At 42.9% G+C, this 19,771-nt stretch carries 18 protein-coding genes and 1 tRNA gene; 15 read left to right on the top strand and 4 right to left on the bottom strand.

Annotation, left to right across the window (positions count from 1 at the left end):
* Nucleotides 1–124: 124 nt before the first annotated feature.
* The 5 genes from proS (at nt 125) to dnaJ (ending at nt 6,283) form a co-directional block, all read left to right on the top strand.
* Nucleotides 125–1,600 carry a proline--tRNA ligase gene (proS, locus tag AC3IRX_RS03315; protein WP_489211054.1) on the top strand — a complete coding sequence of 492 codons (1,476 nt, stop codon included), beginning with the start codon at nt 125–127 and terminating at the stop codon, nt 1,598–1,600.
* Nucleotides 1,601–1,684: 84 nt separating this feature from the next.
* Nucleotides 1,685–2,962, top strand: coding sequence for a DUF937 domain-containing protein (locus AC3IRX_RS03310; protein ID WP_489211053.1), 1,278 nt, complete (start codon nt 1,685–1,687; stop codon nt 2,960–2,962).
* A gap of 169 nt (nt 2,963–3,131) precedes the next feature.
* Nucleotides 3,132–4,460 carry an Nramp family divalent metal transporter gene (locus tag AC3IRX_RS03305; protein ID WP_489211052.1) on the top strand — a complete coding sequence of 443 codons (1,329 nt, stop codon included), beginning with the start codon at nt 3,132–3,134 and terminating at the stop codon, nt 4,458–4,460.
* Between the two features lie 92 nt (nt 4,461–4,552).
* Nucleotides 4,553–5,101 carry a nucleotide exchange factor GrpE gene (locus AC3IRX_RS03300; RefSeq protein WP_489211051.1) on the top strand — a complete coding sequence of 183 codons (549 nt, stop codon included), beginning with the start codon at nt 4,553–4,555 and terminating at the stop codon, nt 5,099–5,101.
* A 57-nt stretch (nt 5,102–5,158) separates the two neighbouring features.
* Nucleotides 5,159–6,283: a molecular chaperone DnaJ gene (gene dnaJ / locus AC3IRX_RS03295; protein WP_459083714.1), complete on the top strand. Its 1,125-nt coding sequence runs from the start codon at nt 5,159–5,161 to the stop codon at nt 6,281–6,283.
* Between the two features lie 111 nt (nt 6,284–6,394).
* On the opposite strand, the gene clpP is transcribed toward dnaJ, so the two are convergent.
* Nucleotides 6,395–7,084: an ATP-dependent Clp endopeptidase proteolytic subunit ClpP gene (clpP, locus tag AC3IRX_RS03290; RefSeq protein ID WP_459083715.1), complete on the bottom strand. Its 690-nt coding sequence runs from the start codon at nt 7,082–7,084 to the stop codon at nt 6,395–6,397.
* 72 nt (nt 7,085–7,156) lie between these two features.
* Complete coding sequence (gene dnaG, locus AC3IRX_RS03285) at nt 7,157–9,076, bottom strand: DNA primase (RefSeq protein WP_489211050.1); 1,920 nt, start codon at nt 9,074–9,076, stop codon at nt 7,157–7,159.
* 118 nt (nt 9,077–9,194) lie between these two features.
* On the opposite strand from dnaG, the gene AC3IRX_RS03280 reads away from it, so the two are divergent.
* Nucleotides 9,195–9,431: a hypothetical protein gene (locus AC3IRX_RS03280; RefSeq protein ID WP_489211049.1), complete on the top strand. Its 237-nt coding sequence runs from the start codon at nt 9,195–9,197 to the stop codon at nt 9,429–9,431.
* On the opposite strand, the gene folP is transcribed toward AC3IRX_RS03280, so the two are convergent.
* Nucleotides 9,428–10,306, bottom strand: a complete 879-nt coding sequence (folP, locus tag AC3IRX_RS03275; protein WP_489211048.1) for a dihydropteroate synthase — start codon at nt 10,304–10,306, stop codon at nt 9,428–9,430. The two genes, AC3IRX_RS03280 and folP, sit on opposite strands and share 4 nt — an antisense overlap.
* Before the next feature lie 93 nt (nt 10,307–10,399).
* Here folP and AC3IRX_RS03270 point away from each other — a divergent pair, with 93 nt between their 5' ends.
* The 6 genes from AC3IRX_RS03270 (at nt 10,400) to prmA (ending at nt 16,227) form a co-directional block, all read left to right on the top strand.
* Nucleotides 10,400–10,942, top strand: coding sequence for a DUF1599 domain-containing protein (locus AC3IRX_RS03270; RefSeq protein ID WP_489211047.1), 543 nt, complete (start codon nt 10,400–10,402; stop codon nt 10,940–10,942).
* 12 nt (nt 10,943–10,954) lie between these two features.
* Nucleotides 10,955–12,034: a BT_3928 family protein gene (locus AC3IRX_RS03265; protein WP_489211046.1), complete on the top strand. Its 1,080-nt coding sequence runs from the start codon at nt 10,955–10,957 to the stop codon at nt 12,032–12,034.
* A 26-nt stretch (nt 12,035–12,060) separates the two neighbouring features.
* Complete coding sequence (locus AC3IRX_RS03260; protein WP_489211045.1) at nt 12,061–12,408, top strand: tellurite resistance TerB family protein; 348 nt, start codon at nt 12,061–12,063, stop codon at nt 12,406–12,408.
* Between the two features lie 15 nt (nt 12,409–12,423).
* Nucleotides 12,424–14,550, top strand: a complete 2,127-nt coding sequence (locus tag AC3IRX_RS03255; protein WP_489211044.1) for a S9 family peptidase — start codon at nt 12,424–12,426, stop codon at nt 14,548–14,550.
* Between the two features lie 13 nt (nt 14,551–14,563).
* The gene (gene tpiA / locus AC3IRX_RS03250; protein WP_489211043.1) at nt 14,564–15,322 is read left to right on the top strand and encodes a triose-phosphate isomerase; all 759 of its coding nucleotides are present in this window, start codon (nt 14,564–14,566) and stop codon (nt 15,320–15,322) included.
* A 74-nt stretch (nt 15,323–15,396) separates the two neighbouring features.
* Nucleotides 15,397–16,227 carry a 50S ribosomal protein L11 methyltransferase gene (gene prmA / locus AC3IRX_RS03245; protein ID WP_489211042.1) on the top strand — a complete coding sequence of 277 codons (831 nt, stop codon included), beginning with the start codon at nt 15,397–15,399 and terminating at the stop codon, nt 16,225–16,227.
* 56 nt (nt 16,228–16,283) lie between these two features.
* Here the strand turns inward: prmA and AC3IRX_RS03240 are convergent, their stop codons facing one another.
* Nucleotides 16,284–17,510 (bottom strand): glycosyltransferase, encoded by a 1,227-nt coding sequence (locus AC3IRX_RS03240; RefSeq protein WP_489211041.1) that lies wholly within the window; start codon nt 17,508–17,510, stop codon nt 16,284–16,286.
* A 244-nt stretch (nt 17,511–17,754) separates the two neighbouring features.
* On the opposite strand from AC3IRX_RS03240, the gene AC3IRX_RS03235 reads away from it, so the two are divergent.
* The 3 genes from AC3IRX_RS03235 to AC3IRX_RS03225 all read left to right on the top strand — a co-directional run bounded on the left by AC3IRX_RS03235 (nt 17,755) and on the right by AC3IRX_RS03225 (nt 19,759).
* Nucleotides 17,755–18,099, top strand: a complete 345-nt coding sequence (locus AC3IRX_RS03235; RefSeq protein WP_489211040.1) for a phosphomannose isomerase type II C-terminal cupin domain — start codon at nt 17,755–17,757, stop codon at nt 18,097–18,099.
* A 227-nt stretch (nt 18,100–18,326) separates the two neighbouring features.
* Nucleotides 18,327–18,400: transfer RNA gene (locus AC3IRX_RS03230), tRNA-Arg, on the top strand.
* 108 nt (nt 18,401–18,508) lie between these two features.
* Nucleotides 18,509–19,759: a tyrosine-type recombinase/integrase gene (locus AC3IRX_RS03225; RefSeq protein ID WP_489211039.1), complete on the top strand. Its 1,251-nt coding sequence runs from the start codon at nt 18,509–18,511 to the stop codon at nt 19,757–19,759.
* Nucleotides 19,760–19,771: the final 12 nt, after the last annotated feature.

Here is a 19,771-nt window from a genome sequence, read left to right as displayed (position 1 = left end):
TTATATTTGCACATTGGCTAAAAACGGAATTAAACAAAAGGTTTTTAGTCTTTTCAAATTTACGCTTTTTATTTAGATTGAAACGAAGCGCAAAAGTTAAAAGAACGGACAAAATAAGAGTATTATGGCAAAATTAACGTCGAGAGAGGAGGATTACAGCAAATGGTACAACGAACTTGTAGTGAAAGCGGATCTTGCAGAAAACTCGGGAGTGAGAGGAAGTATGGTAATTAAACCGTACGGGTATGCAATTTGGGAGAAAATGCGAGACGAACTGGATCGCAAATTCAAAGAAACAGGTCACCAAAATGCCTATTTCCCTCTGTTTGTGCCGAAAAGTCTTTTTGAAGCCGAAGAAAAAAATGCAGAAGGATTTGCTAAAGAATGCGCTGTGGTGACCCACTACCGTTTAAAAACCGATCCTAACAATCCGCAAAAACTAATTGTAGATCCAGAGGCGAAATTAGAAGAAGAACTCATTGTGAGACCGACTTCTGAAGCGATCATTTGGAATACTTATAAATCTTGGATCCAGTCTTATAGAGATCTTCCTATTTTAATAAACCAATGGGCGAATGTCGTTCGTTGGGAAATGAGAACCCGACTCTTTTTAAGAACCGCTGAGTTCTTATGGCAAGAGGGGCATACGGCTCACGCCACGGAGCCCGAAGCTGTAGAAGAGTCCGAAAAAATGCTAGAGGTGTACGCGAAATTTGCCGAGGACTTTATGGCTATGCCTGTCGTTCGCGGAATTAAATCGCCTTCCGAGCGTTTTGCAGGTGCGGTAGAAACCTACTGTATCGAAGCGATGATGCAAGACGGGAAAGCCCTTCAGGCAGGAACTTCTCATTTTTTAGGACAGAACTTTGCCAAAGCCTTTGATGTAAAATTCACGAACAAAGAAGGAAAGTTAGAACATGCCTGGGCTACGTCTTGGGGCGTTTCCACTCGTTTAATCGGAGCGTTAATTATGGCGCATTCCGACGATCAAGGTCTTGTCCTTCCTCCAACTTTGGCGCCGATTCAGGTGGTGATTGTTCCTATCTTTAAAGGACAAGAACAATTAGAGGAGGTGAGCGTTGTGGCAAAATCTCTACAAGAAAAACTTCGCGCGAAAGGAATCTCGGTTAAGTTTGACGATGACGATCAAAACAAGCCGGGTTGGAAATTTGCGGAATACGAATTGAAAGGAGTGCCGATTCGGATCGCTCTAGGAGCGAGAGACCTTGCAAACGGAACCCTTGAAATTGCAAGAAGAGACAACCTTACGAAAGAATCCAGACCGATTGAGGGAGTGGAGGATTATATCGAATCTTTACTAGAAACCATCCAAAAGGATATTTATATCAAGGCACTCAACTTTAAAGAGGAGCACACCACGAAGGTGGACACTTTTGAAGAGTTTAAAGAAGTTCTAGAAACCAAGGGAGGATTTATTTCTGCCCATTGGGATGGAACCGAGGAGGAAGAGGAGCAGATTAAGCAATTAACGAAAGCGACCATTCGCTGCATTCCTTTAGACAGTGCTCCAGAGCAGGGAGTTTCTCTCCTTACTGGGAGGCCTTCTTCACGCCGCGTGCTATTTGCTAAAGCTTATTAAATAAAAGTTAAAATACCTTAACATTTAGGCCTTTGGATTAGTATTTGCTTAATAAATGATAGTTAACATTAAAAATAAACTATTATGGCATTAAACATTATTGAGCTAATTAAAGGGCAATTAGGTCCTGCATTAGTCTCGCAAGCTGCCACGCAGCTGGGCGAAAGTGAATCTGGAATTTCAAAAGCAATCTCGGGATTAATTCCTTCCGTAATTGGAGGAATGGCAAACCATGCGGACGATTCGACCGTACTTGATTCCATTACCGGAGCTTCAAGCGAAGGTCTTCTTGGTAATTTATTAGGCGGATCCACAGGAAATTCTCTCGTGAGTTCTGTACTGCAAAAAATCTTTGGAGACAAAGTCGGAGGACTTATTAATTCCATTGCAGGTTTTGCTGGGGTTAGTAACGGTTCGGCAAGTTCTTTACTGAACATGGTGACTGGAGCCTCCCTTGGATCTATTGGAAAATACGCAGCCGATCAAAATTTAGATGCGAGCGGAATTTCTTCTTTATTAAAAGATCAAAAAGGAGTCGTTTCGACTTTGCTTCCAGCAGGTCTTTCCCTTGCGTCTCTTGGACTAGGAGATTCGATTATTCCGGATCCTACGACCCCTGTGAATCCCGTACCTCCGGTAACCCCTGTGGATACAACGACTCCAAAAGTCGAGGTTCACAGAGCAGGAGCTACGCATGTGAAAGCAGAGCCGAAAAAAGAATCTAGTTCCGTTTTAAAATGGTTGCTTCCTTTGCTGCTTCTATTGGCTGCAGGGTATTTCCTTTTCAAACAATGCGATAACAAGCAGACTCAAACGACTATGACCGATACGGATTCTCTTATGGTTGATGAAGATACCATGACTCTTGTGACGGACTCTTTAGCGACCGCTCCTATGAATAGAGAAGCAACCAGCGTACTGCTTCCAGACGGAAAAAGTCTGAATGCTTACAAAGGAGGGATTGAAGACCAAGTGGTTCAGTTTTTAAATTCATCAGACTACGCTTCGCTTAGCGATGACGATTTGAAAGACCGTTGGTTTAATTTTGACAACTTGAATTTCGAATTTGGAACCACGACTTTAACTCCAGAATCTCAAGTGCAGTTAGACAACCTAAAAGCAATCCTTGCAGCGTATCCGGCTTCCAAAATTAAAATTGGTGCTTATACCGATAAAAAAGGAGACGATGCATTAAATAAAAAGCTTTCTCAGGATCGTGCGAATGCAGTGAAGACAGCTCTTGCTTCTGCGCAAGTTGTTGAAGCGGAAGGATACGGGGAAGAATTTGCCGTCGTGTCTGAATCTGCAACGGATCAGGAAAGAGAATCTGATCGTAAAACTGCGATTCGTTTCGTAAAGTAAATAAATAGCCCCTAGGGCACACTATACTCTTCGATTCCGAAAATCTTACTTGATTTTCGGAATCGTTTTGTTTAGGGAAGACTAGGGGCACAAACGAATTTAATTCAAAAAGAACTTGTTTATTAGATAACAATTGTTATTTTTGTTAGATTATTCTAACAAATTAAAAATGCCTAGCAATTCCTCCGGTTGGAGACGTTCTCGAAACCAAAATTCCTTGTCCGAATCGTTTGCTTCTGTGTCCATTCCAAAGGATGCCGGGTTTTGGCGCAAGCTACTTGCCTTCATGGGTCCAGGACTCATGATTGCCGTCGGATATATGGATCCGGGGAATTGGGCGACGGACATTGCAGGAGGCGCCCAGTTTGGGTATACGCTGCTTTCGGTTATTTTAATTTCAAATCTATTTGCCATTGTTTTGCAGCATCTTTCCTTAAAACTAGGGATTGCGGCAGAGCGGGATTTAGCGCAGGCCTGTCGGGATCATTATTCCCCTGGGGTGAATTTTGTGCTTTGGCTTTTTTGTGAGATTGCGATTGCGGCCATGGATCTGGCCGAAGTGATTGGAACGGCCATCGCTCTGAATTTACTCTTTGGAATCCCACTTACGTGGGGAGTTGCCATTACGATTGTGGATGTCTTTGTGATTTTGCTTTTGCAATCGCGCGGATTTAGAAGGCTAGAGAGTCTCGTAGGAGGACTTATTTTTATTATTTTAATCTGTTTTGCCTATCAGATCATTGTTTCTCAGCCTGAGATCTATCCGATTTTAAGTGGACTCGTCCCTCAGAAAGAAGTGGTTACAAATCAGTCTATGCTCTACATTGCGATCGGGATATTAGGCGCAACGGTCATGCCCCACAATCTCTATTTGCATAGTAGCATTGTGCAAACAAGAGCCTACGAACGCACTGTACCTGGAAAAAAGGAAGCGATTAAGTTTGCCACCATTGACAGTACGTTATCCCTTGGGCTTGCTTTCTTAATTAACGCAGCCATCCTTATTGTAGCCGCAGCGACGTTTCATACCACCGGAAATCATGACATTGCTGACATTCACGATGCCCACCGAATGCTAGAGCCTCTATTGGGAACCTCTCTTGCCAGCATTGCTTTTGCCATTGCACTGCTAGCCTCTGGACAAAATTCAACGCTCACAGGAACTTTGGCCGGACAAATTGTAATGGAAGGCTTTTTAGATCTAAAACTAAAACCTTGGCTTCGTCGCTTAATTACGCGCCTTATTGCGGTAATTCCGGCTTTTATAGTAACCATCCTATACGGAGAAAAAGGGACTACAGAGCTGCTTATCTTCAGCCAGGTGATCCTCTCTATGCAACTAAGCTTTGCCGTGGTTCCGCTTGTACTTTTTACAAGTTCAAAGAAAAAAATGGGAAGCTTTGTGAACTCCTCTCTTATGAAAATCCTCGTTTGGATCATTACGGTGATCATTGTGGTGTTAAATCTCTATCTTTTGTACACCGAAATTCTTACCTAATCTGTCGGGAGGGGCATAATAAATCGGACAAAATTTCCATTTCTTGGTTTTGGCAGTGAATTTGAGTGGACACTCGTAGTTAATTTTATATTATGTCAGAAAACAACGATAAGCAAGAAGAAATTTTAAGCGATGCGCAGGGGGCTACAAGTGAGTCTGAAACTCCAAACCCAGAGTCGCAGAATCCCGTAGAGGAAAAAGAATCGACCGAAGCTCTTTTGTTGCAGGAGAAGGACCGTTATGTCCGCCTGTTTGCCGAATTCGAAAACTATAAGAAAAGAACGGCCAAAGAAAAAATGGAGTTTTTCCAGTTTGCAAACCAAGATCTTATGAGCTCCATGCTGGGCGTGTTAGACGATTTTGAAAGAGCCTTAAAGGAAATCTCGAAAACGGAACAAAAAGAGGATCTAAAAGGAGTCGAACTTATTTACCAAAAATTAAAATCGAAACTTACGGAAAAGGGTTTAAAAACCATTGAAGTAAATCCAGGCGATACGTTCAATGTGGATTTCCACGAAGCGATTACCCAAATTCCTGCTCCTTCCGAGGATTTGAAAGGGAAGATTGTGGATGTCGTGGAAACGGGCTACACTCTGTATGACAAAGTGATTCGTTTTGCGAAAGTAGTCACTGGAAACTAACTTTTTTACCTAAAATCCTTTAAGTGCCCTAAGTGGCCTTTTCCCATTTAAAATATTATGTCAAAACGAGATTATTACGAAGTTCTGGGCATCTCGAAAAGTGCGAGTCCCGAGGAGATTAAAAAAGCCTACCGTAAAATGGCCATTCAGTTCCACCCGGACAAGAACCCAGGAGACAAACAGGCCGAAGAAAACTTTAAAGAAGCAGCAGAAGCGTACGAAGTACTTAGCGATCCGCAGAAGAAAGCACGCTACGATCAATACGGCCATGCCGGAATGAGCGGCGCCGGAGGTGGATTCGGTGGCGGTGGATTCGGCGGAGGTATGAGTATGGAGGATATCTTCTCTCAATTCGGCGATATTTTCGGGGGAGGATTCTCTGGATTTGGTGGCGGCGGCTCAGGGCGTGCGCAACAATCAAGAGGCTCCAATCTTCGTGTACGTTTGAAGCTTAATTTGCAGGAGATGGTAGAGGGAACTCAAAAAACCATCAAGGTCAAAAAAATGAAGGCCGCTCCGGGAGCGACTGCAAAAACCTGTCCTACCTGTCATGGGTCAGGAGCGCAAGTAAAAGTGATGAATACGATGTTTGGTCAAATGCAAACGCAGACCACTTGTGGAACTTGTGGAGGACTTGGGAAAGTAGCCGATAAAATTCCAGCAGGTGCAAACGAACACGGACTCATTCGTGAGGATGAAGAAGTCACGATCAACATTCCAGCTGGAGCAAGAGAAGGAATTCAACTCAATGTAAGAGGCAAAGGAAACGATGCTCCTTTCGGAGGAACTCCAGGGGATCTTTTGGTCGTGGTGGAAGAAGAAGTAGACAAAACCATCAAAAGGGAAGGGGATAACCTTCACCAAGAATTGTATATATCCTTTGCAGAAGCGGCATTAGGAACTTCTAAAGAAGTTTCTACCGTGGGAGGGCTTGTCAAAATTAAAGTAGATCCAGGCACCCAAAGCGGGAAGATTTTAAGACTTGCTGGAAAAGGACTACCGAGCATTGACAGTTATGGAAAAGGCGATATGTTCGTACACATTAATGTGTGGACGCCTCAGAACTTAACACCAGGACAAAAAGACTTTTTTGAGCAACAACTCGAAAGTGGAGAAATGGTGGCAGAACCTTCCGGAAAGGAAAAGTCCTTTTTTGACAAAGTAAAAGACTTATTTAGTTGAAGAGCGATTAAATCCTGGTTTGACAGGTTTTTTTCTTGAAACCATAAAAAGTGAATCGGGCTATCCAAATGGATAGCCCGATTGTTTGTTGAAAAGACGCGAGCTTTCAACTTATTTTTTAGGTTCTGCCTTGCGCTCTAGCACTTCGTCTACCATTCCGTATTCTTTCGCCTCGCTAGAGGTCATCCAGTAATCACGATCTGAAGATTTCTCAACCCATTCGTAGGTTTGTCCTGAGTGCGAAGAAATAATCTCATAGAGTTCTTTTTTCAATTTAAGCATTTCACGAAGGTTGATTTCCATATCGGAAGCCACCCCTTGAGCACCCCCCGAAGGCTGGTGAATCATCACACGTGAGTGCTTAAGAGCGGAACGTTTGCCTTCTTGTCCTGCTACGAGAAGAACCGCGCCCATACTGGCTGCAATTCCGGTACAGATGGTAGCCACGTCCGGTTTAATGATTTGCATGGTGTCGTAAATCCCTAGACCTGCATACACGCTTCCTCCAGGAGAATTGATGTAAATTTGAATGTCTTTGTTCGGATCCGAACTTTCTAAGAATAACAACTGAGCCGTGACAATGTTCGCCACTTGGTCGTCGATTCCTGTTCCTAAAAAGATGATGCGGTCCATCATAAGTCTTGAGAATACATCCATCTGAGCCACATTTAAGCGTCTTTCCTCCATAATGTAAGGAGTAAGGTTTGTAGGGCCGTAATGATTCATGTATTGGTCTGTAGCAAGTCCACTGTTTCCTAAGTGTTTGACAGAAAAATCTCTAAAGTCGTCTTTAATATTCATATGTAAGTTCTTTCTATGGTTCTTATACTTTACTGTTCAAAATGTGTTCCTAACTGAAAATTAGCCATTATGTCATATGATTCGGTGAAGCTCCTGGTCCATTTGGATTTTAAGCTGGTTGAGTCGAATGATTTTCGTGTAAATCTTTTCCGAATCTTCGCCCGCTTGAAGTTCTTTTTTAAGCTCCTCAATTAGATGCAGCACGTAGGTTCTCTTGTGACGAATTAGAACCTGTTCCACAATTTGGGGTACGAGTTCGTATTCTTGGTCAAAGTAAATGTTGTGCTTTCCCCAATCGCTGTTTTCGTACGGGGTTAAAAGAGCATCGGCTGCCTTTTGATTCAATTCTTGATCCATCAGGGTAAGGAAAAAGCCTCCGGTTCGAATTTGTGCATTTTCAAGACCCTCGAGAATGGCATTAAAGATTTTCGTGTTTAAACTAGAGCGCATCTCATAGCCGTCTTGTTGAAAATGAGCCACAATTTCTTCCAGCACTGTAATTTGGAATTCGTTCTGCTCTTCATCCTTTCGGGTGAGTACTTTTTCTCCGTATTTGAATAAAAGCTCAAAAAGCTTTTCTTCCAAAAGAAGCATGGGATCGATCGATTGGAAATCAGGCTGTGAGATTTCAAGAGTGGGTACCGGGCGCGCTTCTCTTGGTCTCGGTTTCTCATTTTTTACGACTTGCTTTTGAAGGCTAAGTTCATTGAAGAGGTTTTGAGGAGAGAGCGAAAAGCGATCTGCCACTTCTTTTAGATAGATTTCTTGCTGAAGAGGGTTCTCTACGTAGCCGATCGAGCGAACAATGTCCGTGATGGACTCCGCTTTTTTAATGGGATCGGTACCAATGTCCTTTAAGAGGACTTCTGCTTTAAAGTTAATGAAATCCTGTGCCTCGTTTTGAATAAAGCTCTCGACGTACTCTCTTTCATGCGCTTTGGCAAACGAATCTGGATCGTGCCCATCGGGGAAGAGAAGGATTCGGATGTTCATGCCTTGGGCTAGGAGAAGATCAATGCTTCTGAAGCTCGCACGAATCCCTGCCGCATCCCCGTCAAATAAGATGGTGACATTTTGAGTGAGTCGCTTGATGAGCTTAATTTGAGCCGTCGTGAGGGCGGTTCCTGAACTGGAAACTACATGTTCGATGCCCGCTTGATGCAGGGCAATGACATCCATATAACCCTCCACGAGAAGGCAGAGATTCTGCTTAGAAATGGCCTGCTTGCTTTGGTTTAGCCCGTAGAGCACATCGCTCTTATGGTAAATCCCCGTTTCTGGTGAGTTGAGGTATTTGGCCGTTTTTATGTTGTTCTTTAGAATTCGGGCTCCAAACCCTAGCACTCGTCCTGAGAAACTATGAATTGGGAAAATCACGCGGTCCCGAAATCGATCGACTCCTGTAGGCGCATTGGAAGGAAAGACGGAAAGTCCGGAGCTTTCCAATAGCTCCTTGGAATAGCCTTTGTCTAAAGCATACTGCGTAAACTCATCTCTTTTTTCAGGAGAGTATCCCAATTGAAATTTTTCAATCAGCTCTTTTTTGATCTGCCTTTCTTTGAAGTAGGCCAGTCCAATGCTTTGCCCTTCCTCGGTTTCAAAAAGCTGGTCTTTGAAAAAGTCCGCCGCAATTTCATGAATTTTATAGAGAAGTTCTTTCTCGTCTTGCGCTGCTAATTCTTCCGGTGTTTTTTGGACCAAAGTTTCTTCGATCTGAATTCCGTATTTCTTGGCTGCAAAGCGAAGCGCTTCCGGGTAGGTGAAGTTTTCAATTTCCATTAAAAAGGAAATGGCACTTCCTCCCTTGCCCGTGGAAAAGTCTTTCCAAATTTGTTTGGAAGGAGACACCACAAAGGATGCGGTCTTCTCGTCCTTGAATGGACTAAGACCCTTAAGGTTGGATCCGGCGCGCTTAAGCACGACGTATTCCCCTATGATTTCTTCAACCCGAATGGCTGAAAAAATAGCATCAATTGTTTTTTGCGAGATCATTTTGTAAAAATAAGTAAATGTCTTTAAATGCGCATCAAAGCTGGCGGGAAATTAAATGCCCTGTTCTCGCTTTGGGGAATCTAGGCAAAAATTAAGAGGGTTTGTTTATCTTTGCCGCATGAAAACGGTACAGATTCAAGCGAATGATTTTTTTGAACTTTTAAAATCCAGAGACACCTCCATGTGGAGTGTTTTTGCTCAAATGATAGATGGCGAGGCAAAGGAACTTGTGTTTTTAAATGAAAACAAGCAGGTTCTGTTCTCTTACCAATTGCCTACCACCAAAGAGCAACTGGACCTAGACCAGAAGCAGTTTGCGCAGGAGTATGCAAAAAAACTATCGGAGAGAAATTAAGGCTTCTGCGAGTTTTGTTGAGAAAGAAATGCAGAAAGTGTCTTTTTGGCACTCGCTACATCGTGCACACGCAGAATTTTTGCTCCTTGCTTCAAAACGCTTAAATGCAGCTCTTGCGTTTTTTCATCTACTTCTGAATCGAGTGGCGTTTTGTTTAACGGTTTGTAAATAAAAGATTTTCGAGATATTCCAATGAGAAGCGGGTAGTTTCCAAACCCTAGAATACCCACCTCTCCAATCAACCTTTCTTGATCGTTTTGGGTTTTTCCAAAGCCAAAACCGGGATCTAGAATAATATCCTTTACCCCCATCTGTGTTAAAAGTCTAGCCTTGTTTAGTAAGAACTGGTTTACGGTCGTGGTGATTTGCGGATCGGGATGCTTTTCATGCATAGACTCGTAAGTGGGATTCACATGCATTAAAATATAGGGCACTTGTAAATCCGCTACGGTTTCAAATAATGTGGGATCGTACTGGCCCGCTGAGATGTCATTCATGATATCCATTCCTTGGTCAAAACCGTAGCGAAGTGTATCCGACCAAAAAGAATCTACGGAAATGAGCACATCAGGAAATTCTTTTTTTAGAATAGGAATCAGAGTACCTAGTCTTTCTATTTCCTGCTCTGCAGACAAAAAAGTTGCGCCCGGTCTCGTGGACTGGGGACCTAAATCCAAAATATCCGCCCCTTGGGAGACTAAAAGTTCCGCGTGCGCTAGGGCAGCCTTTTGGGTCTGGAATTTACCGGAATCGGAAAAAGAATCTGGGGTCACATTCAAAATTCCCATGAGCTTAGGCGTTTCAAGGGATATGAGACGTCCGTGGCAATTGAGAGAGAAGCTATTTTGAGAAAGGCAGGATTGGATTTTTGTCATAACGCAAAAATAGCAAAAATAGACAGACAAAAGGGGCCCACACCCTTCTATAGGTTTCTCAAAATTCAGTATCTTTGAACCTTAAGCTTATCTATGATCAAGACCTCAAATGAATTTGACATTGCCCTTAAGCAGTGTCGGGATGTATTTCACTCAAAAATGAAGGATTATGGCACCGCCTGGCGTGTGCTTAGACCGAGTTCAATTACAGACCAGATTTACATTAAGATAAACCGCATCCGTACCCTCCAACTAACCGATGAAAAAAAGGTAGACGAAAGCGAGGTAGACGGATTCATTGCCATTGTAAATTATAGTATAATTGGACTGATCCAACTTCAAAAAGGAATTTCCGATGAACTGGCCGCAGAGCCCAGCGAAGTGAGTGAACTGTATGATCAATTTGCAGCAAGCGCCAAATTGCTAATGGAAAATAAAAACCACGATTATGGAGAAGCTTGGAGGGATATGAGAATTTCGTCGATGACGGATCTTATCTACCAAAAAGTTCTACGCACGAAACAAATCGAAGACAATGGCGGCAAAACCCATGTGTCGGAAGGGCTAGATGCCAATTATTATGATATGCTTAATTATGCTGTGTTTTGTCTCATTAAACTTTCTCCTACTTCTTAAAACGAATAGTCTATGTTTCTAAAATCTTTTCTTCGAATTCTGATTGCCCTTATCTTCCTGGTTTCGGGTTTTGTCAAAGCAGTGGATCCTGTAGGATTCTCCTTTAAACTTGAAGAATATTTTTCTCCGGCTGTGTTTAATTTGCCGTTTTTCGATTCGTACGCCCTAGTGCTTTCCATCCTTGTGGTCGCACTGGAACTACTTCTAGGTCTAGCTCTTCTGATAGGGCTTCGCTTAAGACAGACGCTTCTCATATTAATTGCACTCTGCGTCTTTTTTGCCTTTCTCACCTTCTATTCCGCTTATTTCAATGTGGTGACCGATTGTGGCTGCTTTGGAGATGCGCTCAAATTAGAGCCTTGGCAAAGTTTCTGGAAGGATATAATTCTGCTTGCAGGACTTCTGATCCTTTGGAAAGGGTATTCTAAGCAGCATCCTACAGAAGGCAGCGAGAAATGGAAATGGATTGCGATGGGCGCTGGCCTTCTGTGCACCGTCTTTATTGTATGCATTGGAATTAAAAGCGAACCTTTAATTGATTTTAGAGATTATAAAGTGGGTACGGATCTTAAAGCCGAGAAACACAAGCTAAAAGAAAGCCCTGCGCAGTATCAAACGGTGTATGCTCTAAAGAATACGAAAACCGGAGAAGAGAAAGAAGTTTCTCAGGACGCTTACATTGCCGATGCGGCCTATTGGAGTGAGGGCTCCGTATGGGAAATCCAAAAAGACGCGACCAGGCAAGAGCTTGTGAAGAAAGGCTATGAATCTGAGGTACTTAAATTTAGAATTGAAAACAAAAATGGAGAGGATATTACCCCTTCCATTTTAGAGGCAGAACACGTGGTGCTTTTGTTTTCTTATGCTCCACAGGATTTATCAGAGCAAACCCTAAAAAAGGCGCAAGACTTAGTTCGGGGTCATCCACTTGTGTATGGCGTTTCCACTTCCCTTCAAACCTTTTCCGATCTTGAAAATACAACCATGGACCCCACAGCCATGAAAACCATAGCCCGTAGTAACCCGTTTGTCCTTGTACTACACAAAGGAAAAATCGTGGTGAAAAAACCAATTGATGAATATGCGAACTAAGCCCAAATCTAAAAATAAATAACACGATGCAAAAATCAAATAAATCCATCGCCGGATACCATCTTTTAATGATTTTATCCTCGGTCGATAATGAGTTCTCTCCAGAGGAGGGACTTAAAATTCAGGAATATCTTGCGGAAGAATTTCCATTTCGAATCAACCTTGACAATGAGATCGATGCCATTGCCCGCCTTAAACCCGAGGACTGGAAAGACCATTTTGAGTTTCATGCTCGGTGTTTTCTAGAAGACTCGGTGGAGAAGGAGAGAAAAGGATTTTTGCAATTTGCAAAGAATTTAATTAAAGCCGATGAGCAGGTAAGTCCTGATGAGCATCGTTTCTACTTATTATTAAAAGCGCTTTGGAACGCTTAATTTAAAGCTTAAACTATGAAAAAACCATTAATTTTCTCCGGAATAATTCTTTGTGCTATGACAAATGCTCAACAATGGCCGGCTATTTCGCCTCCGATCGCAGAGACTCAGTCTCATGCAAGAACCATCCATGGGGATACCGTTGAGGATCCTTACTATTGGATGATTGACTATTTTAAGAAAGGGAAAGACTCTCAAAAAGTAGTGGACTATCTGACTGCAGAAAACACCTATTGGGAGACGATGATGAAGGATACAGAGCCCCTTCGTGAAGCGCTTTATACCGAAATGCGCGCGAAGATTAAGGAGCAGGACGAGTCTGTGCCTGTTTTTAGAAATGGGTATTATTACTATACGCGAACCGAACAAGGAAAGCAGTACTTTAAGTACGCAAGAAAGAAAGGTACTTTGGACGCCAAAGAAGAACTCCTTCTTGACGTCGACAAAATGGCGGAAGGCAAAGCCTATTATGCCGCCTCCGGATTTTCCATCTCACCGGACAATTCAAAAATGATCTTTGGAGTAGACGACGTGTCTAGAAGACAATACGAACTCTTCATTAAGGATTTAAAAACAGGCGAAATTAAAAGTTTAGGAATTAAGAATACCACTGGTCGTGCAACTTGGGCAAACGACAACCAAACGATCTTTTACACTGCGAAGAACCCAGAGACTCTGTTGTCCGAAAAAATCATGCGTCACACGCTTGGGACTCCTTCTAGCAAGGACGAGGTGGTGTATTTAGAGAAGGACAATACAAACTATATTGGGCAGTATAAGAGTAAAAACGAAAAGTACATTCTAATTAGCTCCTCTGCCACGACTTCGTCTGAAGTTTGGTATTTAGATGCCGACAAGCCTCTTGAGGCTTTTAAAGTCTTTCAACCCCGATTAGAGGATGTATTGTACGACGTGACTGCCCTTGAAGATCGTTTCTTAATTACGACCAATAAGGATGCGTTAAATTTCAAAATAATGGAAACGCCTCTGAATGCAACGGGCGTTGCCAATTGGAAAGATTACATTGGACATAGAGACGATGTCTTAATTGAAGGGATTGATGAGTTTAAGAACTATCTGATCGTACAAGAACGTCAAAATGGACTTACGCAGCTCATTATTCACAACCGAAAAACGGGTAAGAAAGAAGCCCTTAAGTTTGATGAACCTGCATATACCTTAAGCTCTTCCTCCAATCCAGAATACAATACCGATCAGTTCCGTTTTGGCTTTACCTCCATGGTGACCCCTTCGTCTCAATTTGAACAAAACTTAGCCACGGGGAAACGAGTGCTTCTAAAACAGCAAGAAATTCTAGGAGGCTATGACAAATCGAATTATGTGACCGAAAGAATCTTTGCGCCGTCTCGCGACGGAGTGATGATTCCTATGTCGATAGTGTATAAAAAAGGAATGAAGAAGGACGGGCAAAATCCACTTCTTCTGTATGCCTATGGATCGTACGGAAGCTCTATGAACGCCTCTTTCTCCACGACAAGACTTTCTCTTTTAGATAGAGGATTCGTGTACGTACTTACGCACATTCGCGGAGGACAAGAAATGGGAAGACAGTGGTATGAGGATGGAAAAATGATGAAGAAAATCAACACCTTCACGGATTTCATCGACTCGGGTAAGCATCTTGTGAAAGAGAAGTATACTTCTCCTAGGCACATGTATGCTCAGGGAGGCTCTGCAGGTGGACTCTTAGTGGGAGCTGTGGTGAACATGGAGCCCGAACTCTTTAATGGAGTTATTGCTCAGGTTCCTTTTGTAGACGTAGTGAACACCATGCTTGATGAATCGATTCCTTTAACCACGAACGAATACGACGAATGGGGGAATCCAAACGACAAAGCGGCATACGAGTATATGAAATCGTACTCTCCGTATGAAAATGTAGAGAAGAAAAAATATCCGAATTTGCTTGTGACCACTGGACTCCACGATTCTCAGGTGCAATACTTTGAACCTGCAAAATGGACCGCAAGACTACGCGCACTAAAAACAGATAACAACGTTCTGTTTCTAAAAACCGATATGGCCTACGGTCATGGTGGCGCTTCCGGTCGTTTTGATTACTTGAAAGACCTCGCCTTAGTGTACGCGTTTATGTTTAAATTAGAAGGAATTACAAAATAAAACAAAGGGATTTATGAGAAAAAAGATTGTCGCAGGAAACTGGAAAATGAATAAAGATTACGTAGGAGCGCAGCAGCTTCTTACGCAATTGCTAAGTTATACTTCGAACCATACGCTTCCTTGTGAAGTCCATATCGCTCCGCCATCGCTTTACGCGATGATGGCTAAGGATGTCCTAGACCATGGAAAAGTGAAGGTTCTAACTCAGGATGTAAGTGAACATGAGCAGGGCGCCTATACAGGGGAAGTCTCAGTTCAAATGCTAAAATCTGTGGGAGTGGAAGGCTCTTTGGTAGGGCATTCTGAGCGTCGTCAATACCACGGGGAAACCGATTCTCACTGCGCCGTAAAAGTGAAAAAGCTTTTAGAGGCAGGCCTTTTGCCTATCTACTGCAATGGAGAAACCCTTGAGCAGAGAAAAGCAGGTCAGCATCTTGAAGTGGTGAAGAATCAAACCGAGGTCGCTCTATTTGGACTCTCTGCCGAGGAGGTTCAAAAAGTGGTGATTGCCTATGAACCGGTTTGGGCCATTGGAACCGGAGAAACCGCTAGCCCTGAACAGGCGCAAGAAATCCATGCTCACATTCGTCAAATCCTTGCGAGTAAATATGGGGAGCAGGTCGCTCAATCGATCTCTATTCTCTACGGTGGATCCGTGAAACCGGACAATGCAAAAGAGATTTTTTCTCAACCGGACATTGACGGAGGACTCATTGGAGGTGCAGCCCTTAAAATCGAAGATTTTTCAAAAATAATTGAAGCCTTCGCTTAAAGTTTTAAGAAAGCCCCCTTTTTAAAATCTATAAGGTCTGAGAAATCAGGCCTTATTTTTATTATCTTTGCCCTATGGAAACGTACTTAGAATTTGACTTCAAAATAGCCCCTTTAAAGCCTTGGGATGAAATCCTAATGGCTCATTTGATCGAACTGAACTTTGATAGTTTTACCGAGAACGACGAGGGGATTTTAGCCTATGTTCCTAAGAATTTATGGGAGGAAGAAGAGCTCAATGCTCATTTTTTACTCTCAAGTCCTGAGGTTTCCATTTCGTATACGTACCGTGAAATGCCCAATATCAATTGGAACGAAGAATGGGAAAAGAATTTTGAACCCATTGAAATTGCAGACAAAGTTTTAATCCGCGCAGAGTTTCACTCATCGAAACCTGGGATGCATGAAATCGTAATCCAACCCAAAATGTCTTTTGGAACGGGTCATCACCCCACAACCCATTTAATGATACAGCAAATGCATACCCTCGATTTTAAGGGCAAAAGCGTTTTAGACATGGGATGTGGAACTTCTGTTCTTGCTATTTTTGCCAAGCAGCAGGGTGCGAAAAGAGTCGTGGCCATCGATATTGATGAGTGGTCTGTGGAAAATTCAAAAGAAAATGCAGCACGTAACGGCGTGGAGTTAGAAATTTCTCAAGGCACAGCCGATAATTTAGGAAGTGAATCCTTTGATGTTATTTTAGCCAACATCAACCGCAATATATTAATCTCTGACATTCCAGCATATGTGAAGGTCCTAAATAAAGGAGGTGTTCTCCTTCTTTCCGGTCTTTGCTTCTTTGATGTTTCGGATATTATGGAAGTCTGTGAACAGGCTGGACTTACCCTGCTTGAGAAAGAACAGCGAGAAGAGTGGATGACGCTTCGTTTAGAGAAAAAATAAAGATTAGAATTAGAAATCAGAACAAAAGACGCTTCATTTGTCTTTTTTCATGTCTATTAATTCTTTTCCATGTGTTTGTTTTTCTCTTCAATCCAGCGACTTAGGTATTTGGTGCTTTGCATCGTGTGGTGCTGAAGTAGGCGAGATAGATAGTTCTTTTCACGATGGGAATTTAAGTTCAAAAGGATATGTTGAACCTTTGTGGCAAAGGAAGATTGGAAAAGGTCCCTTTTGAATTTTGAACTAAGAATTCTGTCGCTTGTTTGCTGCGCAGTGGTCCACACTGAGCTATTTGTATAGAGTAAAATCGATTGAGTAACGAAGTCCTTTGGTGCGTCTGTAATAAACCCATTCCATTCCCCGTCTTTTTGTATTCCCTCGGCTCCGATTGGAGAAGTGACACTGGGAAGTCCATGGCTCATGGCATCGAGTAGTTTCCCCTTAAGTCCTGCCCCATAAGGAATGGGCGCTACTAAAACGCGCGCCTTAAAAAGAACCTCTTTTAGGTTCTCCGCTCTTCCCTTAAGTAGAAAACCCTGCGATTCGTCGTGTAAGGGCTTTAGTTTGTCTGTAGGATAAGCACCATAGATTAGGAGGTTAGCCTCAGGGATTTGTTTTTTGATTTCGGGCCATGCTTTCCTTAACTCGAGAACCGTGTGGTAGTTGGGTGGGTGTAAAAAATTCCCGATGGAAATGAAATCTTGCCTTTCATGAAATCCAGGAGAGTTTGCCTCTTTCTGTGCAAACAAGGGCAAGTAAAAGAGTAGGCTAGGCTCAACTTTAAATTGGCTTGTCAGGATCTCATATTCGACTTCAGAAATAACGAGCGTAAGATCGCATCGTAAAATCGAGGCCATTTCTCGAAAGAACACTTCGCTTTGCAAATCGCAGTCTCTCAGGGTCTCTCCTTTGAGAAAGGCCTTTTCTCTTGCTTTTCGTAGAAAGTGCAAATCCTCGGTGTCCAAAAGGGTTAATGCGTTAGGCGCAAACTTATGGACTCGCCAACCAAACTGCTCTTCAACCATAAAGCGATCAAACAGAACCACGCTCGGATTTAATTCTTGCAACCGCTCGTCAAATGCGGAGTCGTTGATTTTGACTTGAATTTCCTGAATTCCCAAGGCCTCTAAATTTGCGCTGTACTCGCTTTTTGCGGCCGTGTAAAGAAAGGAGATTTTGTAATCCTCCTCTTGAAAAAGTCCTATGAGTTGAAGCATACGTTTTCCTGCAGCCGTAGAATTAGGTTCTGGTAGGAGGGCGGCGAGGATCACAAGGTGCTTCATGGCTCAAAAATAGGAAAAATTAGCGGGGCGAGTTCTTTCCTTCAGAGAATTTACGAGTCCAAAGAAATGCACGGCCCGAAGCAAGGAAGCCTTCCGAGAGGAAATGGAGACAAAATTGCCCAAAACTGAAAAATAGTGCGTGAAGATTTAGGAAGTTTTCAGATTATGAATTAGATTTGAATATTATTTGGCGGATGGGCTTATAAATAGGAAAGGAGTGGCCAAGTAGATTAAATTAAAAAAAATGTTAGAAATCGGAGAAAGACCCTGGGGGAAGTATTATGTATTAGAGGATGAGGCTAACTTTAAATTGAAAAGAATTGAGGTTTTGCCTGGACATAGATTGTCCTACCAGTACCATCACAAACGTCAGGAATATTGGACCATTGTACAGGGCACTGCCACTGTAATTCTAGACGATAAAGAACATACGTTGAACTACGGGGAAAGCATCTTTATTCCGATGGGGAGTAAACACCGAATCATAAACAATACAAAAGAGCTCGTTGTGTTTATTGAAGTGCAAACGGGAACCTATTTTGGGGAAGACGATATTGTACGTTTGGAAGACGATTACAAAAGAGACTAGGAATTAAGGAAAGAAGAGACCATTCTGGCTTTTTCTTGGAACTGTTTCCGCTTTTTTGAAAAGGGTTAGCCGTATTTTGAATTGTACATTGTACATTTTCAAAGGATTAAACTTTTAAGCTCGCTGAATTTTTAAAATTATCTATAAAGCGTTTGTGTAGTTAGAAAAAATACTTAAATTTGCACCACTAAATCAGGGAAATCATTTCCTTCTTTAGTGAATTTTAAGGGTGCGTAGCTCAGCTGGATAGAGCATCTGCCTTCTAAGCAGACGGTCCTAGGTTCGAATCCTAGCGCGCTCACAATTCGCAAACCCACTCCCACAACGGGTTTGCGAATTTTCTTTAAGATTCGAGTTCACGAACAAAACGGCGTAAAGTAACTTTAAAAGTAACCTTAACTCCGAGTTCATGAAAAAGCAAAAATTACCGCGTACCAAATTGCGGAACGCCTGCCAGCGTACTGAAGTATTTTTTTCTCCAGCAAATTACAAATCCCTAAAATCGCACAAATCACTTGAAAAAGATTGGTTTGTCCAATGTAGGTTTTTTGACCCGCAATTTTCCGAAAAATATCCCGACGGCTTCCAGTTCAGGAAGCGAGTAAATTATTTCCCTAACCTCGACCAACGCAAAGAGGCCATGCTACAATACAAGAAGGACGTTGAGCATCTTCTCGACTTCCAGCATTACAACCCGATATCCAAATCGTTTATGCATTCCACGGCTGGGGAACTTACGCCTGATCTTAGTGCGAGCCAAGCTCTGGAACTGGCAAGGCAGAAAATAACGGGGTCGGCCAGCCACCTGAAGCAAATACGCCGTTGCGTTGCGCGGGTTAATGAAGCATTGGACCAACTCCGATATTCGCACCTCAATATTAGCGATCTGAAGCTCCAGCACATCCGCGCCGCTCTGGAGGTTCTGCAATTGCCCCCGTATACTTTTAACAAGTTCCGGCAATATTTGAGCGACGTATTTAAGCAACTTATCGAATTTGGAGCCGTGGAATCGAATCCAATCCCTTTTATCTCTAAAAAGAAAATTGCCCCGGCGCTCCGAGAAATTATAACCCCCGAGCAACTCCAGTACATTGATCCGTACCTGCGCGATCATTACCCCGAGTTTTACCGATATCGCATGATTTTCGGGTACTCTGGTGGGAGGTCGGCCGAATTGTTCCGGGTGCAACTTAAACACGTGAATTTGGCACGCCAGGAGTACGTCGTACAAATCCAAAAGGGGAGGGCGTACGTCTGGGCCACTAAGGTCATACTACTGGAGGCGGTTCCGTATTGGGCGGAACTCATTGCCATGGCAAACGATCCAGACGATTTTATTTTTTCAAATGGATTGGAACCGGGGGCGCAACAAATAAGCTCCGCACAAATTACACGGCGGTGGAAAAAACACGTTAAAGATTCTGACAAGATAAAAGACCACCGCGGCAATGTGGTTAAGGTAACGGCGGATTTTTACACCCTGAAGCATTTGCTTATTGATCAGCTGGACGGGCTTAGGTCCGCGGAGGTTATACCTCTGTTTAGACCTGCGCAAGCGATTGCAGGGCATAAGAGCGATAAAATGACTAGAACGTACGCTACGGGGCGCGTGGATCGCGAAAATGAATATCTGAAAGGCGTGAAGCTTGGCGGCTCATAGGTAAAAAAATAC

It is taken from the genome of Epilithonimonas sp. KH_059, assembly GCF_057838485.1.
This window is presented reverse-complemented; position numbering and strand designations above follow the sequence as displayed.

Excerpts from the sequence above, each read along its gene's own strand:
- proS (WP_489211054.1), top strand. The coding sequence starts at position 125 with ATGGCAAAATTAACGTCGAGAGAGGAGGATTACAGCAAATGGTACAAC.
- AC3IRX_RS03310 (WP_489211053.1), top strand. The coding sequence starts at position 1,685 with ATGGCATTAAACATTATTGAGCTAATTAAAGGGCAATTAGGTCCTGCA.
- AC3IRX_RS03305 (WP_489211052.1), top strand. The coding sequence starts at position 3,132 with ATGCCTAGCAATTCCTCCGGTTGGAGACGTTCTCGAAACCAAAATTCC.
- AC3IRX_RS03300 (WP_489211051.1), top strand. The coding sequence starts at position 4,553 with ATGTCAGAAAACAACGATAAGCAAGAAGAAATTTTAAGCGATGCGCAG.
- dnaJ (WP_459083714.1), top strand. The coding sequence starts at position 5,159 with ATGTCAAAACGAGATTATTACGAAGTTCTGGGCATCTCGAAAAGTGCG.
- clpP (WP_459083715.1), bottom strand. The coding sequence starts at position 7,084 with ATGAATATTAAAGACGACTTTAGAGATTTTTCTGTCAAACACTTAGGA.
- dnaG (WP_489211050.1), bottom strand. The coding sequence starts at position 9,076 with ATGATCTCGCAAAAAACAATTGATGCTATTTTTTCAGCCATTCGGGTT.
- AC3IRX_RS03280 (WP_489211049.1), top strand. The coding sequence starts at position 9,195 with ATGAAAACGGTACAGATTCAAGCGAATGATTTTTTTGAACTTTTAAAA.
- folP (WP_489211048.1), bottom strand. The coding sequence starts at position 10,306 with ATGACAAAAATCCAATCCTGCCTTTCTCAAAATAGCTTCTCTCTCAAT.
- AC3IRX_RS03270 (WP_489211047.1), top strand. The coding sequence starts at position 10,400 with ATGATCAAGACCTCAAATGAATTTGACATTGCCCTTAAGCAGTGTCGG.
- AC3IRX_RS03265 (WP_489211046.1), top strand. The coding sequence starts at position 10,955 with ATGTTTCTAAAATCTTTTCTTCGAATTCTGATTGCCCTTATCTTCCTG.
- AC3IRX_RS03260 (WP_489211045.1), top strand. The coding sequence starts at position 12,061 with ATGCAAAAATCAAATAAATCCATCGCCGGATACCATCTTTTAATGATT.
- AC3IRX_RS03255 (WP_489211044.1), top strand. The coding sequence starts at position 12,424 with ATGAAAAAACCATTAATTTTCTCCGGAATAATTCTTTGTGCTATGACA.
- tpiA (WP_489211043.1), top strand. The coding sequence starts at position 14,564 with ATGAGAAAAAAGATTGTCGCAGGAAACTGGAAAATGAATAAAGATTAC.
- prmA (WP_489211042.1), top strand. The coding sequence starts at position 15,397 with ATGGAAACGTACTTAGAATTTGACTTCAAAATAGCCCCTTTAAAGCCT.
- AC3IRX_RS03240 (WP_489211041.1), bottom strand. The coding sequence starts at position 17,510 with ATGAAGCACCTTGTGATCCTCGCCGCCCTCCTACCAGAACCTAATTCT.
- AC3IRX_RS03235 (WP_489211040.1), top strand. The coding sequence starts at position 17,755 with ATGTTAGAAATCGGAGAAAGACCCTGGGGGAAGTATTATGTATTAGAG.
- AC3IRX_RS03225 (WP_489211039.1), top strand. The coding sequence starts at position 18,509 with ATGAAAAAGCAAAAATTACCGCGTACCAAATTGCGGAACGCCTGCCAG.